Annotated in this window: 12 protein-coding genes and 1 rRNA gene; 2 read left to right on the top strand and 11 right to left on the bottom strand. The window is 35.5% G+C overall.

The features are described from left to right. Positions 1 to 72: 72 nt before the first annotated feature. From NCC77_RS00065 to NCC77_RS00015, 11 genes are all read right to left on the bottom strand, one after another. On the bottom strand, positions 73 to 1,152 hold the full coding sequence (locus tag NCC77_RS00065; protein WP_250833845.1) for a porin: 1,080 nt from the start codon (positions 1,150 to 1,152) through the stop codon (positions 73 to 75). A 429-nt stretch (positions 1,153 to 1,581) separates the two neighbouring features. Then, positions 1,582 to 2,133 carry a K(+)-transporting ATPase subunit C gene (locus NCC77_RS00060; protein ID WP_250833844.1) on the bottom strand — a complete coding sequence of 184 codons (552 nt, stop codon included), beginning with the start codon at positions 2,131 to 2,133 and terminating at the stop codon, positions 1,582 to 1,584. 132 nt (positions 2,134 to 2,265) lie between these two features. Further along, positions 2,266 to 4,323 carry a potassium-transporting ATPase subunit KdpB gene (gene kdpB / locus NCC77_RS00055; protein ID WP_250833843.1) on the bottom strand — a complete coding sequence of 686 codons (2,058 nt, stop codon included), beginning with the start codon at positions 4,321 to 4,323 and terminating at the stop codon, positions 2,266 to 2,268. A gap of 272 nt (positions 4,324 to 4,595) precedes the next feature. After that, on the bottom strand, positions 4,596 to 6,317 hold the full coding sequence (kdpA, locus tag NCC77_RS00050; RefSeq protein ID WP_250833842.1) for a potassium-transporting ATPase subunit KdpA: 1,722 nt from the start codon (positions 6,315 to 6,317) through the stop codon (positions 4,596 to 4,598). 105 nt (positions 6,318 to 6,422) lie between these two features. Further along, positions 6,423 to 6,500 carry a K(+)-transporting ATPase subunit F gene (gene kdpF, locus NCC77_RS00045; RefSeq protein ID WP_081909388.1) on the bottom strand — a complete coding sequence of 26 codons (78 nt, stop codon included), beginning with the start codon at positions 6,498 to 6,500 and terminating at the stop codon, positions 6,423 to 6,425. Positions 6,501 to 6,644: 144 nt separating this feature from the next. After that, positions 6,645 to 6,926: a DUF7674 family protein gene (locus tag NCC77_RS00040; protein ID WP_071636641.1), complete on the bottom strand. Its 282-nt coding sequence runs from the start codon at positions 6,924 to 6,926 to the stop codon at positions 6,645 to 6,647. Between the two features lie 368 nt (positions 6,927 to 7,294). Beyond that, positions 7,295 to 8,638, bottom strand: a complete 1,344-nt coding sequence (locus NCC77_RS00035) for a sigma-54-dependent transcriptional regulator (protein WP_250833841.1) — start codon at positions 8,636 to 8,638, stop codon at positions 7,295 to 7,297. 354 nt (positions 8,639 to 8,992) lie between these two features. Beyond that, on the bottom strand, positions 8,993 to 12,532 hold the full coding sequence (locus tag NCC77_RS00030) for an ABC transporter permease/M1 family aminopeptidase (RefSeq protein WP_250833840.1): 3,540 nt from the start codon (positions 12,530 to 12,532) through the stop codon (positions 8,993 to 8,995). A 4-nt stretch (positions 12,533 to 12,536) separates the two neighbouring features. Then, complete coding sequence (locus NCC77_RS00025; protein WP_250833839.1) at positions 12,537 to 13,421, bottom strand: ABC transporter ATP-binding protein; 885 nt, start codon at positions 13,419 to 13,421, stop codon at positions 12,537 to 12,539. A gap of 115 nt (positions 13,422 to 13,536) precedes the next feature. After that, entirely contained in the window at positions 13,537 to 13,743 is a 207-nt protein-coding gene (locus tag NCC77_RS00020; protein ID WP_012024053.1) for a helix-turn-helix domain-containing protein, read from the bottom strand. A gap of 2 nt (positions 13,744 to 13,745) precedes the next feature. Beyond that, the gene (locus NCC77_RS00015; RefSeq protein ID WP_250833838.1) at positions 13,746 to 14,261 is read right to left on the bottom strand and encodes a DUF2975 domain-containing protein; all 516 of its coding nucleotides are present in this window, start codon (positions 14,259 to 14,261) and stop codon (positions 13,746 to 13,748) included. 174 nt (positions 14,262 to 14,435) lie between these two features. Between NCC77_RS00015 and NCC77_RS00010 the strand changes: the two genes are divergently transcribed. Continuing rightward, positions 14,436 to 15,452, top strand: coding sequence for an LLM class flavin-dependent oxidoreductase (locus NCC77_RS00010; protein WP_250833837.1), 1,017 nt, complete (start codon positions 14,436 to 14,438; stop codon positions 15,450 to 15,452). Between the two features lie 1,036 nt (positions 15,453 to 16,488). Beyond that, positions 16,489 to 16,794, top strand: a 16S ribosomal RNA gene (locus NCC77_RS00005); the annotation flags it as partial.

The following is a 16,794-nucleotide window of genomic DNA, read 5'->3' as shown; positions in this document are numbered from 1 at the left end:
GTATTCTAGATTTAAATGAGGTGCTAAAACTTAATTTTCTTAATCTCTTAATGGTAAAAAATCTTTTAATGTTTAGAAAGAAATCGCCAGCGAAGTCGTTACAAACGTATTCGTATCCGTTGGAAGATTGTCTTTATTGGTGAAGATTTCGTCTTTACTCGAAAGATTTCTTGCTTCAATTCTAAACATAACATTATCAGAAACTAAGTAATCAAAGTTAGCTGAAAAACCATAAGTTTTAAAACCGTTTGGGGTTTCAGTTGCGATAATTACACCTTTTTCATCACTATAATATTCACCTCGTACTGCAAGCTGAATCTTGTCAACTGGTTTGTATTGCAGAATCAAAACGGGCGAAAACCAAGTATCATATTTATCACTTCCTTTAGCCGATTGTTGAGATCCAATATCAAAACCAGCCGTAATATTTGTCTTTTCCGTTACCTTAAATTGTCCATAAAAGTTGTTGAAATAGCGCCATTTTTTATCAATATCTGGCTGTTCATTTCCAACATACGTACTCCAGTTCAAAACAACCCGATCAGATGGTTTGTAGGTAACTTGCGTTCCAAAAGCAGGAGTTTGATTCCCATCGATTTTCTGAATTCTCTGCCAACCGTTCAAATACATCGCTGCCAAGTACCATTTTCCCGATTCAGAAGTATAACCAATTTTGACTCCCGCTTCATAATAAGGCGAATTCTCAGCCAGAATGCTTCTTGATAGAGTCTGGCAGTCTTTTCCAATGGCACTTTCAAAACCAATGTGAGCAGGCATAATCCCTGCATCAATCCATAAATTATGGTTTCTCGAAATTTTCACACCCACATTTGCCTCGTAGATATTTTTCAGCAAACCTTGTTCAGCCGACATATTATATTCAGCATACGTTCCGGCCATTAAGGCAAAGTTTCCACGAACATTTTCTTTCGTATAATTTACTTTTGCCAAACCTAAATTAATGTTGACTTCATAGCTTTTATTAAAGTTATAAAAAAAGCTGGGACGAGTATGATTCTCAGGTTTCCCAAAATCGTAGCTATAATAAGTTTCTACATATCCTGAAAACGTCAACGGACTTTTAGATTCTTCTTGCGCATGTAAATTGCTAAAACCAAAAGCGATTAAAGCAGTAAGTATTATTTTTTTCATTTTTGTGGTATTCAATTATTTATTAGTAGATTTTTTTAGGAGCTAATCCCGCTATCCGTTTCAATCTTTTGTACCGAACCCCGGCACAAAAGGATTTTCACTACTATCGGGGCTAGGGCATTTGGGGTAAAAAGGCGTTTCCGTTTCCTGCAAGGTTTTTGAAACCTTGTAGGTATTTAATTTTAAAGATTATTTTTTATCGCTTAGTTTGTCATTTCGACGAAGGAGAAATCACACTAGAAACTCCGCACAGTTAATCGCCAATCTTTGTCGAGCTGCTTGCGGACATTCCTCGTTCCTCGGAATGACAAACGGTGTGGTCACTGTACAATAATTTCTAATATGTCTATCATACTTGCAAGGTTTTCAAAACCTTGCAAGAGAAAAACTTAGAATCTCAGTATCTTAGAACCTTAGCATCTTAGAGCTTTAGCGAAGCTCATCCAGCGCCACATTCAATTCCAAAACATTCACAGTTTCTGGCCCAACAACAGCCGAATTAATTTTAGATTCCACCAAAGATTTCACTTTCTCTTCATCAAGTTTTCGTTCTTTGGCAATTCGTTTAACCTGAATCAAAGCGCCTTGCGGAGAAATATTCGGATCTAAACCGCTTCCTGAAGCTGTAACCATATCTGATGGAATATCAGATTTTTTCAAATACGGATGAACCAGTAAAAGCGTGTCAATTCTTTTTTGAACCAAAGCCAGATAATCAGCGTTGCTTGGACCTTTGTTACTTCCGGCACTTCCGGCGGCATTATAATCAACAGCTGATGGTCTTCCCCAGAAATAATTCGACTTATCGAATTTCTGACCAATTTTTTGATAACCAACAACTTTTCCGTTAACCGAAATTGTTTCTCCTTTTCCTTGATTTGGAGCCAATTGTGCGATTCCGTAAATTGCTAAAGGATAAATAACCGCAAACAAAATCAAAGTAAATACGGTAAGTTTTAATAGTGAAAATAGATTTTTCATTTTTTTGAGATTCTAAGGGACTAAGTTGCTAAGGTTCTAAGTTTTTTCTTTGAAGCTTAGTAATCTAAAGTCTATGTTTTTATTGAGTTTTTGTAAACCTGACAGGTTTTTAAAACCTGTCAGGTTTGATTTTTACATAAATAAGGCAACCAGTAAATCAATAACTTTTATTCCTATAAAAGGGACAATCAGACCTCCCAAACCATAAATCAAAAGGTTTCTTTTTAAGATTGCACTAGCTCCAATTGGTCGATAGTCAACACCTTTCAGCGCAAGCGGAATCAAAATTGGAATAATAATCGCGTTGAAAATTACCGCTGATAAAATGGCACTTTCAGGGCTGTGCAAATGCATGATGTTTAAACCTTGAAGCGCAGGAATCGCAGTAATAAAAAGAGCAGGAACAATAGCAAAATATTTCGCAACGTCATTTGCAATAGAAAAAGTAGTTAAAGTACCTCGAGTCATTAAAAGCTGTTTTCCAATTTCAACGATTTCAATTAGTTTCGTTGGGTCATTGTCAAGATCGACCATGTTTCCGGCTTCTTTTGCAGCTTGAGTTCCGCTGTTCATGGCAACTCCAACATTCGCCTGAGCCAAAGCGGGAGCATCATTTGTTCCGTCACCCATCATGGCAACCAAACGTCCTTCAGCTTGTTCTTTTCTAATGTAATTCATTTTATCCTCAGGCTTAGCCTCGGCAATAAAATCATCAACTCCGGCAGCTTCGGCAATAAATTTGGCCGTAAGCGGATTATCACCCGTAACCATTACAGTTTTGATTCCCATTCTGCGTAAGCGTTCAAAACGTTCTTTCATACCGGTTTTAATGATATCCTGAAGCTCGATAACACCTTGAATTTCATTGTTTTTGATTACTACTAGTGGCGTTCCTCCGTTAGACGAAATGGTAATAACTTGTTGGGCAGTATCTTCAGGAAAAGAATTTCCGGCTTGCTGCGCAATATTTTTTGCAGCGTCTTGTGCACCTTTTCTAATATTTGTTCCGTCTTTTAATACGACTCCAGAAGTTCTGGTTTCGGCAGTAAATTTGATGGTATGTGAAATATCAGAAGTAGTTTTTAAAAAGCTCGCTTTCGTTTCACTTTTTACATCTAACATTTCACTTAATTCGAGAATACTTTTCCCTTCTGGAGTATCATCAGCAAGTGAACTCAAAACAGCCGATTTCACGAAATCATCAAAAGAAATTCCTTTTGTTGGATAAAAATTAGTTGCTTTTCTGTTTCCAATGGTGATGGTTCCTGTTTTATCCAAAAGTAAAACATCAATATCCCCAGCAGTTTCAACCGCTTTACCCGATTTTGTAATTACGTTAGCACGCAACGCTCTGTCCATTCCCGCAATACCAATCGCAGAAAGTAAACCTCCAATTGTAGTTGGAATTAAACAAACAAACAAAGCAATGAAAGCCGCAATCGTGATGGGTGCGTTGGCATAGTCGGCAAACGGTTTTAGCGTAACGCACACAATCACGAAGATTAAAGTAAATGCGGCTAATAAAATAGTTAAGGCAATTTCGTTTGGTGTTTTCTGACGGCTCGCACCTTCAACCAAAGCTATCATTTTATCTAAAAAGCTTTCACCAGGTTCAGAAGTAACTTTTACTTTAATTTTATCAGATAATACTTTTGTCCCTCCGGTAACCGAAGATTTATCTCCGCCAGCTTCACGAATTACAGGCGCACTTTCTCCGGTAATGGCACTTTCGTCGATTGTAGCCAGACCTTCGATAATTTCACCATCGGCAGCAATTAAATCACCGGCTTCGCAAACGAAAATATCGTCTTTTTTTAATGCTGAAGAACTAATGTTTTTGATTTCTCCATTTGGCAGAATTTGTCTTGCCGGAGTTTCTTCACGTGTTTTTCGTAAACTGTCGGCTTGTGCTTTTCCTCTTGCTTCAGCAATTGCTTCGGCGAAATTGGCAAATAAAAGTGTTGCCAGTAAAATTAAAAACACAATTAAGTTATAAGTAAAACTACCTTGGTTATTTGCGCCCATTAAGATCGAAACGCAAACAGCAAACATAATGGCTGTTCCAATTTCTACGGTAAACATTACCGGATTTTTGATCATCATTTTTGGATTAAGCTTCACAAAAGACTGCGCTAAGGCTTCTTTTACCTGTTTACTTTCAAACAATGATGTGGATTTATTAGTTGTCATTTTTTTGTAAAAAGTTAAATGTTATTTGTAAAATGTTATGCGCTAAAAACACATAGATTATAGAATATAGCCAGCGGTTTCAACCGCTGGGACGCAACGTATATCATAATCTGTGAACGTGCAACCCGTTTCCCGTGGTTGAAACCACGGGCTATATTGAAATGCGAATGGTAAAATCGTTATTCTAACTATGTGTGAAAACGAGTTTTCTTTTTATTCTTTTTTATAGATTAAAATTCTATGTTCCTATGTGTTTAAAATATCCAGCATTTTTATTTTAGTGTAAAGAATTCCGCTAAAGGTCCAAGAGCCAACGCAGGAAAGAACGATAAAGCAGCGATAATTGCGATTACGGCAAAAGTCATGATTCCGAAAATTGAGGTGTCGGTTTTTAAAGTTCCTGCACTCTCTGGAATGTATTTTTTACCTGCCAGTAAACCTGCAATTGCTAATGGCCCAATGATTGGAATAAAACGGCTTAACAGCAATACAATTCCTGTAGTGATATTCCAGAACGGATTATTATCTCCCAAACCTTCAAAACCAGAACCATTATTGGCAGCGCTTGAAGTGTATTCGTATAACATTTCTGAGAATCCGTGATTACCAGGATTATTTAACCAACCTGTTGCATTTCCGTTAAACCAATAACCCATTGCGGTATCATGTGCGGCAAAATAAGATGCTAAAGCAGTTCCTGATAATATTAATAAAGGATGAAGAATGGCGATAAAAGCGGCAATTTTAACTTCCCGCGCTTCGATTTTCTTGCCTAAAAATTCGGGAGTTCGGCCGACCATCAATCCGGAGATAAATACAGCCAGAATAATGAAAACATAGTAGTTCAAAATACCAACACCACATCCGCCGTAAAAGGCATTTACCATCATCGATAATAATTGCATAGCTCCAGACATTGGCATTGAACTATCGTGCATACTATTTACAGAACCTGTAGAAATTACCGTTGTAGCAATACTCCAGAAACCTGAAATTGCCGGGCCAAACCGAACTTCTTTTCCTTCCATTGCTCCGGTTGCCTGCGCAATACCCATTTTTTCGATAGCAGGATTTCCGTTGATTTCACTCATAACTGTTGGAACAACCAATAGTAAAAATCCAACTGTCATTACACCAAAAATGATGTTTGATAATTTTCTTTTGTTGAGGTAAAATCCAAGAGCAAAAATCATCGCAAACGGAATAATCATTTGCGCCCAAAGCTCAACTCCATTCGTAAAATAAGTTGGATTTTCTAATGGATGCGCTGAGTTGGCTCCAAAAAATCCACCACCATTTGTACCAATATGTTTAATTGCAATAAAGGCTGCAGCGGGCCCGCGAGAAACTTCTACATGGTCGCCTTGAAGTGTTGTAATAGCATCTTTTCCTTCAAAAGTCATTGGAGTACCACTAAATACTAGTGCTACAGCTACAATTGCTGAAAGTGGTAATAAAATACGAGTACAGCTTTTGATGAAATAATTATAAAAATTACCCAGTTTTTCTGTAGTTCTTTCTTTCATTGCTGTAAAAATCATTGCGGCAGCAGCCATTCCGATACCGGCAGAAACAAATTGAAGGAACATCAAGACGATTTGTGAAAGGTAAGAAACCCCGCTTTCGCCTGAGTAATGCTGTAAGTTGCAATTGACTAAAAATGAAATGGCAGTATTAAATGCCAAATCTGGCGTCATAGATGGATTATTATCTGGATTTAAAGGCAAAGACCCTTGAAACAGTAAGACAAAAAAGCAAAGAAAGAACCAAACCATATTGATACTTAAAAGTGCTTTTAAGTGTTGTTTCCAGTTCATTTCTTCAGCCGAATTAATACCGCTGATTTTAAAAATAAATTTTTCAATTGGATTGAAAATCGGGTCAAGAAGTGTTTTATCTCCCAAGAAAACTTTAGCAATATATTTTCCTAAAGGAATCGCTAAAACAATAGTTAGGATAAAAATACCAATGACGCCTAATAATTCTGTGTTCATAATTTTTATATTTTTTAGTGAAAGGAGAGAGGTGATTTGTAAAATGAGTTGATGAATAAAATTTGCGTTTACATTTCACATAAAGCATTTCACTTTTTACATGATTTAAAATTTTTCGGGTTTGATTAATACATAAACCAAATACACGAAAACAGCGATTGAAATAATAAATAGTGCAGTCATGATTTAGATTTTTTCAAAGAATTCAACAGAGAGAAAACAAATGGCAAACAGCACAACGGCTAGCCCGAGTAAAAGAAAAGTGATCATAATATTATTTTAGATTTTAGAATTCAGATTTTAGATTATGTTGGAGCGATTAAGTGATTAAACACCAGAGGCATTAACCTGCTTGATATATTCCGCTTTAAGTGTCTGCGGAAATAGGTGTGAAATATTGCAGTGGCGCACTTCCATAAAAGAAGAAACCGAAAAAACATACACATTAGAAATGGCGTTTTTAGTTTCGATGCTTCCGGTTATAAACAAACGTTCGGCAAGAGCCAGACATTTCTTTGCTCTCACGATATTGCCGGAAATAATCGATTTTTTGGTGATTTCGGCAAAGCGTTCAGCTTGTTTGTAGATTGAGGTAACTTGAGTTTTCATTTGGAATGAATTTTAATGTTCCCCCTCCTTATGCCAAAATATGTTCCGAAAAAGTTGAGTTACAGCTAAAGTGCTGTCAATAAAAGGAATGTAGTTTTATGCCAAAAATCAGGCATAAAAAAAGCCTATCATTTTGATAAGCTTTTCTCGTTTTGATATGTTATTGTCAAGCTCCAGAGGAGCGAAATATTTATAGAAATGATGAATCCACATTTATCAGAGCCCCAGCGGGGTGACATATTTTTTCAGATTGCGTAGGTGTCGCTCCTCTGGAGCTTTTTCTCATTGGCAATAAATAATCTATAAATATTGTGCTTCTCTGAAGCTTTGAGAATTGTAATTGATATTGAAATTGAATTTTGTTATTGTTATTGAATTTGATATTCTTCCAACTTTCTATACAAAGTCGCAATTCCAATTTCTAATAATCTTGCCGTTTCTGCTTTATTCCCTTTCGTATAATTTAAAACCTTTTGAATATGCAGTTTTTCAACACTCTGCATCGAGAAAGCCGACATTGGTTTTGAATTATTTTCAGCCTGATGTTGCATTTCATACGGCAGAACATCTGAAGTTAAAGTATCGCCATTACTCAAAATAACCGATCTTTCGATGATGTTTTTAAGTTCGCGGATATTTCCCGGCCACGAATAATTTTCTAATTTTTGCAGAAAATCATCAGAGATATTTAAAGCTTTTTTATTCGTTTTTTCAGAAAACTGCTTCACGTAATAATTAGCCAAAAGCGGAATATCTTTAATTCTTTCTCGCAAAGAAGGCAATTTGATTTCGAAAATATTCAAACGGAAATACAAATCAGAACGGAAACGATGTTCGTCGCTTTCTGTTTTTAAATCTCGGTTCGTGGCTGCAATTAATCTGAAATTTGATTTTTTCGGAGTGGTGTCGCCAACGGGAATATATTCGGAAGTTTCTAAAACACGCAATAATTTGGCTTGAAGATCAATTGGCATTTCTCCAATTTCATCCAGAAATAATGTTCCTCCGTTTGCTTCTTCAATGAAACCTTTCTTATCTTTTACAGCTCCCGTAAAAGCACCTTGCTTATGACCGAAAAGTTCGCTTTCTAAAATTTCTTTTGTAAAAGTACTGCAGTTTAATGCCACAAAAGATTTCCCTACACGATTGCTGTTTTCGTGAATGGCCTGTGCAAAAACTTCTTTTCCGGTTCCAGTTTCACCAGTCAATAAAACAGTCGAATCTGTTTTGGCAACTTTTTGGGCAAGATCAATAACTTGTTCAATTCCTTTCGATTTTCCAATAATGGTATTGAAAGAATATTTATCGTTGATGCGTTTTTCAAGCTGCTGCACCTTTTTTTGCAAATGCACTTTTTCAACCGCTTTATAAAGAAGCGGAATAATCTTGTCGTTGTCGTCGCCTTTTACAATATAATCGAAAGCGCCATTTTTCATTGCCTGAACACCATCCGGAATATTCCCAAAAGCAGTTAACAGAATAACCTCTGTCAGCGGAAAACTTCCTTTTATGTTTTGAAGAAAATCAACGCCATTTCCGTCAGGCAGTTTCACATCACATAAAACAACATCAATATCAGTTTGCTCTAGTTTTTTAAAACCAGACTTTAAATCTTTTGCTTCAAAAACTTCAAATCCTTCCGATTTTATAATACGAACCAATAGACTTCTCAGTTTTTCTTCGTCGTCTATAATTAAAATTTTGTGTGTCATTTGCATATAAGCTAAAACCGAATTGGTATTTTGATGTACAAATGTAGGTTTTAAATCATTTTCCTTTTTTGATTCAGCTGAAATAATTTTTTGCCACGACTCGAGCGATAGCGAACAGGCGAAGCAATTCACGAATTTCTCTAATTTCTATTTGTTGACTGGTTTTTATTTCAAACATAGCCCGTAGTTTCAACCACGGGTACACAATATATAATTACACCCAATTCGTAACGTGTCCCGCGGTTGAAATCGCGAGCTATATTTTGAGCATTTGCGAAAAACTAAAATTAAAAATTAGTAAAAATTGGTGAATTGATTAGCCTGTTCGCTATCGCTCGGATAATGGCAAAAAAACTAATCAATTTCCTTTTCGTTGTCCTTTATAAAAGTATCAATATTCATTATAAACGGATCAATAACAATGCGTTGAGGTTTTGTTTTGAGTTTGATTTTACCTTCAATTTTATTGTTTTTGACAGCGAAAGGGAAACATAATAATTTTCCGTTTTCATCATAAATTCCAATATCTATAGTGGTATCATTATCAATTTGTCTACGTTCTCCGGTCGCATTTTCCTGATACTTTTTAGAATAAACTTTAAAAGAAACCTCATAAAAACCATTCTTCTTACTACTTGAAACTGATTCTATTTTTGAAGAATACGTAATAATCTGCTTAAACATTTCGTCTAGTTTAGAATGCAGCTTTTTATCCGTTACAGCATAAATTTCTTTTAATAAATTTTCAGAATCAGGAAACGGATTTGGATATTTATAATGATTCAGAAAATTTTTCAAAGCCAGATTTACTTTTTCTTCACCAATTAAAATCCGAAGCTGATGCATCACCAGCATTCCTTTATCATAAGGTAAATGCGGTGTGTCATAATTCGTTTTATACAAAGGCGTTTCAGGATCATAACTCCGACTGCTCAAATATAAATCCAGATGAATTTTTAAAGTTTCGAGTGCCTTTTCCAAACCATGTTCTTTTTCATACAACATCAGTTCGGTGTATTGCGCCAGAGTTTCAGTCAAAATCCAGCTTCCTTCTTTTTGTTCCAGACTAATTTGTGAATTTCCCCACCATTCATGCGACAATTCATGCGCCGTTAATTGATTAATTACATCTTCCTTATCCTTGTTGTTGAGGTTGCTGTAGAATCCGAAATTCTCTTTCATAAAAACCGTCGACGGATATGAAGTCGCAGCAAATCCATCGGCGAAAGCAGAAACTTCGGCATAGCGAATTGTTTTATACGGATATTTACCAAAATTACTTTGGCAATAATCTAGAGTATTTTTTACATCCTGAATTAGTTTTTTGATATTTCTCGAATGTCCTTTATCGTAAAAAACTTCAATGGAAATACCTTTATAATTCGTTTTTTGAATTTCATATTCAGCAGAAGAAAAAGCAAATCGAAACGGAATCTTGCCGTTAGATTTATAATGAAAATAATTACGGTTGTCTTTTTTCCAATTCCCAATTAAATCTCCAACGCCAATCGCCATTTGATTTTTAGAAGTCGAAACTACAGCATCATAATCAATAAAATCATATTTAATTTTCGATTTGTCTTCCAGTTTTTTAAGATGCGACTGAGGTTTCAAATGTCTTTTTGTCCGCTCTTTTTTACTGCTGATTTCATTCGATTCCTGATAACCAAAAAGCGGAAAGTAACGGCTTATTCGCATAAACGAACCATTTTCGATTATAGAATTAAATGCAGTATGACCTTTAAATGGCGACCACGAAGACTCAAAAGAAAAACTCATTTTCATTTTCTGCTGGGGCTGTAAAGGTTTTTCCAATTGATACCAATAATGCTGAAATGTTGAAGCATCATCCAGGTTTTTCGAATTCGGAATTTCAACAGAAGTCAGTTTCGAATTTCGATCTATATATAGGAGTAAACTATTAATTGATTTTTCAGAATTATTGATCAATTCATAAGTGCCTTTTACTTCATAACGATTTTCCTCAGGAAATAAATCAACTTTACTTTTTACATAGACAATCGTGGGCTGAGCAAGATTGGTGTATTTTTTAAATTGCTTTTCATATTGTTCGCTCCAGTTATTCTGATCTTCTTCGGTCAAATACGGATATTCGATATTCGTTTTATAAAAAAGATAACTCCCAAAACCAATAAAAAGAATAATTCCCAAGTAGAATGTTGCTTTTTGAATACCATTAAATGAATTTCTTCGAAAGGTTTTTACGATTGAAGCATTTCTTTTCCATAAGATTTCTGTCAAAGTAAGAAGCAATAAAGCCAATCCGAAATTGTACAACATCGAAATATGAAACGGAAAAGTGTATTTTCCGAAACCATTCAAATCAAAATATTCTCTCTTAAAAGAATCTCCGAATCGAAATAACGGATGCGAAATTCCCAATTGTTCTCCAATTCCCGTACAAAACAGAATGCAGACAAAAGCAGCAACCGAAAGTCCGATGTATTTATTTTTAATAAAAGTCTGAATAGCAATTACCAAAATCGAAATCAACAACAACGGAAATCCGAGATAATAAAACAAAGAAAGATAAAGACCAGTTTCGATTGGAGCATTGGCATTCGCAATCTGAAAGGCGCATCCAATTAAAATACTAATACTAATTATGATTAACGGAATAATAAAAAGCGCTGTCAATTTTGCCAATAAAACGACAAATTGAGAATATGGTGCTGTATTTTCCAGCGTTTCAAATCTCGAATTTTCGCTTCGGTTTAATAATTCACTGCTGTAAAAAAGGAGAATTAAAATCAGAATAAATGGCAGGCGATCCATTATCGTGGAAATCATTAAAGCTGTATCCGTAATTTTTTCGGCTAATCGGATTCCACCGTCAATTTCATCCGAAATTTCGATTGCCAATAATCCCGAGAATAAAAGAACAATCACTAAAAACGGAATTCCTTTTAGAACTAAAAAAATATCCAGTTTGATATTACTTCTAAAAACAGCAAAGTTGTGTCTGAAAGTTTTGAACTCGACACTTTTTGGAATTTCCGAAGAAAGGATTTTTACTTCTTTTGAAATAATTTTTGACACTTTTACATTTTTAGTTTTTGTTTTTCGGAAGGAAAACAATTTATACGAAGCAAAAAGTAAAAGTAGAGAAACTGAAATCCACAACAATCGGTTAAATAAAAAGTTACCAGAAAGCGAAACCAGTTCGGTATTTTTTTCAATTGCAGTCCAATATCTCGTTTGTTCTAAAAAAGCTGCCAAACCAAACGGATCTATTTTTGCAGCCAAAGACATGGCTTTGGCCGAAGAGGGAGAAGCATTTGCAAAGATGGGCGAATTAGAAAAAATTGAACCGGCTATATATAAGATGTAGATTAATAAACCCCCAACATAAATTAAAAGCTTACTTCGTGTAAGCCAGGCTAAAGCCGTTAATATCGAAAGGCACAGAAAAATATTCGGAATCACAATTACAAAATACGGCCAGAGATAATTTATAATTTCAAAAGAACCGATCTCGCTTTTAGGAATCCAAGAGATTTGGTGTCCAACCATCATTCCCACGATAAACATTCCAAAAGAAACTACGGCGATTATAAATGCGGTAATAAATTTTGGAGCTAAATAATGAAGTTTAGTAATAGGAGAGGAGAAAATAATCGAATCGAATTTCGTTTCATATTCTTTTAAAAAACTTTGTGCGACCTGAAGTGTAATCGAAAAAATCGTCATCAACGAAATTAGACCAATCGCATACGTGAGCACGTACGGACTATTTTTGTAAGCACCCGAAAAAGAAAAATTCGCAAAAGCACTCACAAAAAATCCTGAAACCAAATAAATGATAAACGTGGCATAAAAAGTCCAGCTTCTGGTGGTGTTATGCCATTCAAATTGAATTAATTTAGAAAGCATAACATTAATTTTTAAGTTGATTTTGAGCTAAAACACTAAAATAAACATCGCTTAAATCTGGCGATATCAATTCGAAACCAGAATCTGGGCGTTGATGGGAGAAAACGTGAATATTGATTTTCCCTGAATTTAAGTTGGACGAAATGATATTAAAGTTCGATTGATGTTCTTTTAGTTGTGCTTTTTCAATCGCCTTCATCCAGATTTTATCTTTCAAAGAATCGATCGCTTCGTTTGGTTTTCCTTCCAAAATCAATTTTCCGTTTGAGATAATGGCCATCTTAGGGCATAAATCACGAACGTCTTCTACAATATGAGTCGATAGAACTACGATTATGCTTTCGCCAATTTCACTTAAAAGATTATTGAAACGATTTCTTTCCTCAGGATCAAGTCCAGCAGTTGGTTCATCCACAATAATAATCTTCGGATTTCCCAGCAAAGCCTGAGCAATTCCAAAGCGCTGACGCATACCGCCAGAAAAAGAATGAACTGCTTTGTCTTTATGCTGTAGTAAATTAGTCTGCTGTAATAAATACAAAATTTGATCCTGACGTTCCTTTTTATCTACGATTCCTTTTAAAACTGCCAGATGATCGAGCAGACGATAAGCAGAAATTTTAGGATAAACACCAAATTCCTGAGGCAGATAACCCAGATTTTGCCTGATAAACATTGAATTTTCCAGAATATTAATTCCGTTAAATTCAATAATTCCCGAGGTAGGTTCCTGCAAAGCGGCAATAGTTCGCATTAAAGTCGATTTTCCGGCGCCGTTTGGGCCGAGTAAACCAAACATTCCGTTTGTAATTTCAAGCGATAAATCGGCAATCGCTTTTGTGCCGTTCTCATACGTTTTGCTGAGATTTTTGATTGATAAACTGTTCATTTTTTGATTGATTTTGATGATTGAATTAAACTATGATTTGAAAAAATTAGGCAATAGAATACCTGTCGGCTTCAAAAACCGATTTATTAAGAGTGAAATAAAATTTAAAAGAAAGCTATTCTGCCACGTATTCTAAAATATCTCCAGGCTGGCAATCCAATATTTTACAAATAGCTTCGAGAGTATCAAACCGAATTCCTTTTGCTTTTCCAGTTTTTAGAATCGATAAATTGGCAGGTGTAATATCTAGTTTTTCTGCCAACTCTTTACTTTGCATCTTGCGTTTGGCAAGCATTACATCAACATTTACAATTATTGGCATAGTTATATAAATAAGTCTTGTTCGTTCTGAAGGTTTAAACCTTGTTTAAAAATGGCAGCTAAAAAGTAAGCGAAAACACCCAGCATTCCGTGTAATAATATAAAAAGTGAAACTTCATTATCCAGCGGAACAAAAAAGAAAGCCACAAATATTACAATACCTGGAATTAATAAATTGGATAAATAGAAACGCCTTAAATGAGAAATTCCGTTAAGAGTAAATAATTTAGGCTGAAAAAATATTTTGAATACATTACTGCTTAATAAAAAGAAAAGCCCGTACAAACTCAGCGGAGCCAAAAAATCAAAAAGAATATACGGCAGATTATAATCACCTAACATTATTGGATGAGTTGTAAACGGATAACAAACCTGAAAATACTTTCCGTTGTCCTTAAAAGTCAAAAATAATCCCGTAATTAATGTAAAAACAGAATATCCGGCCAAAAAGAAATAAACCACAGACAAAAATCGGGTAAAGTAAAATAATATTTTGGATACAATATGAGTTGTCTTCATTTATTGAAAAGTTAGATTGATATTGCAAATGTATAATTAATTATCGTAAAACAATAATTAATTATTAAAAATTCCATTTTTGGAATGTTTTAGAAATATTATAAATCTATTAACATTAGAAAACAAAAGGCATCCGTATAAATGAGTTAATTTTGTAGACTAGCATTTTTTTATATGAAAAACCCAATTTCAGTCTCATTATTAGACCTCGCTATCATCACTCAGGATAGCAATGCCACAGAAACATTTCACAAAACAAAAGACATAGCGCAATTAGCAGATACTTTAGGATACAAGCGATTTTGGCTTGCAGAACATCACAATATGGCACACGTTGCGAGTACAGCAACGGTTGTTTTGATAGGTTATGTAGCAAGTCAGACCAAAAATATCCGAGTAGGTTCTGGTGGAATTATGCTTCCGAATCATTCCCCTTTAGTAGTTGCCGAACAATTTGGAACCTTGGAAACGCTTTATCCAAACCGAATCGATTTAGGTTTAGGAAGAGCGCCAGGAACAGATCAACCAACTGCAGAAGCAATCAGAAAAGACTTTTTTGAGCAAGCACAGCGTTTTCCGCAAAACGTAAGCAAACTTCAAGAATATTTTTCAAGCGAAAATGAAACAGGAAAAGTACGCGCGTTCCCAGCCGAAGGCTTAAAAGTGCCAATCTGGATTTTAGGATCAAGTATGGACAGTGCAGCTTTGGCAGCAGCTTACGGATTGCCTTATGCCTTTGCCGGACACTTTGCGCCAAAACTAATGATTCAGGCATTTGAGTTCTACCGCGAAAATTTCCAGCCTTCAGAATATTTAGACAAACCAAAAACAATGGCTTGTGTGAATATCATTGCAGCAGACACAAACGAAGAAGCAGAACTATTGTCTACAAGTCTGTATCAAATGTTCTTGAATTTAATTAGAAACGACCGCAAAGGTTTACAGCCGCCAGTTCTGTCATTAGACGACATTATGAACGAACAGGAACGTTTCCATGTCAATCAAATGACAGCTGGAACTTTCACAGGAAACAAAGAACAATTAGTAACCGATTTAAAAAAGTTCATCGATTACGCAAGAATCGACGAACTAATGGTAACAAGCCCAATCTTCGATCATCAGGCAAAACTAAAAAGTATTCAAATCACAAAAGAAGCAATCGACACTTTAAACCAAAGTATACATATATAAGTATACTATATATAAGAGTAGATTTTATTTATACAACCCGACAGTTTCCAAAACGTGTCGGGTTTATTTTTATACATATATATGTATAGAATAAATTAAAGATCCAGTTTTCCGTAGAGACGCGCATCAGTGCGTCTTATCCGTAACATTATCTAGTTACCAATAGCTATAATATATATCAATTGTCTCGCTGATCGAAGTCGAAGCCTTTCTATTTGCAATTTAATTAGAAGCTATTCCCGCTATCCGCTACAATCTTTTTGCGGCGAACCCCGCCACAAAAAGGATTTCCGCTTCTATCGGGGCTAGGGCCATCAGTTTTCAGAAGAAAAAATCGGCAATAAAAGACCATTTCAGAAGAAAAAACGAAGAAAAAAAAGAAACCTTTACATCTTAATACCTTTTCGAGATTAAAAAAACTGTAAAAAAACGAAGGTTTGCATCTTATTGCCTTTTCGGTAAAGCCAGACAAAATAGAGTAAAACGGCTAAAAGCCCCAGTAATTCCAAAATCATGAAAAAAACTTCGCCTTGTAAAAAACGCATAACCAGCCGTTTATAAAAAAGATTGAAATTATATAAAAAAAAGGCTTGTAAATGTAAATAAAGGTGCTACTTTTGCACCCGCAACAGCGAAGGCGTTCATCGAAATACTGGCAGGAAAGGAGAATCTGGCGAAAAGAAATTTTCAAAAAAAAAAAGATTCGAAAAAGCTTGCGAGATTTGAAAATGCTTTTTACATTTGCACCCCGCAAAACACGGAAAGTTCATTGAGAGACTGGGAGAAAAATTAGAGAAAACGGGATTGAAAAGATCTCAAAAAAAACTTTAAATTTTTCTTGCAGGAAACAAAAAGAAGTTTTAGTTTTGCACCCGCTTTGAAACACAGGCGGAAAGAGAATAAGACACGTTCGTAGACATATTGAATTGACAGCCGTTTTAAGAGAGATCTTAAAACAAAAAGAATAAGAGCAGTAGAATCGGAAGATTCGAAAAGAACCGATAGGAAGAGCATCGACTATATAATATTAAAATATACGATGAAGAGTTTGATCCTGGCTCAGGATGAACGCTAGCGGCAGGCTTAACACATGCAAGTCGAGGGGTAGAGGCTTTCGGGCCTTGAGACCGGCGCACGGGTGCGTAACGCGTATGCAATCTGCCTTTCACAGAGGGATAGCCCAGAGAAATTTGGATTAATACCTCATAGCATAACCAAACCGCATGGTTTGATTATTAAAGTCACAACGGTGAAAGATGAGCATGCGTCCCATTAGCTAGTTGGTAAGGTAACGGCTTACCAAGGCTACGATGGGTAGGGGTCCTGAGAGGGAGATCCCCCA

Origin of the sequence: Flavobacterium tyrosinilyticum, assembly GCF_023656565.1 — a bacterium.
GTDB classification, from domain to species: Bacteria; Bacteroidota; Bacteroidia; order Flavobacteriales; family Flavobacteriaceae; genus Flavobacterium; species Flavobacterium tyrosinilyticum.
The sequence above is the reverse complement of the archived record's forward strand: the minus strand, read 5'-3'. Positions and strand labels throughout refer to the sequence as shown.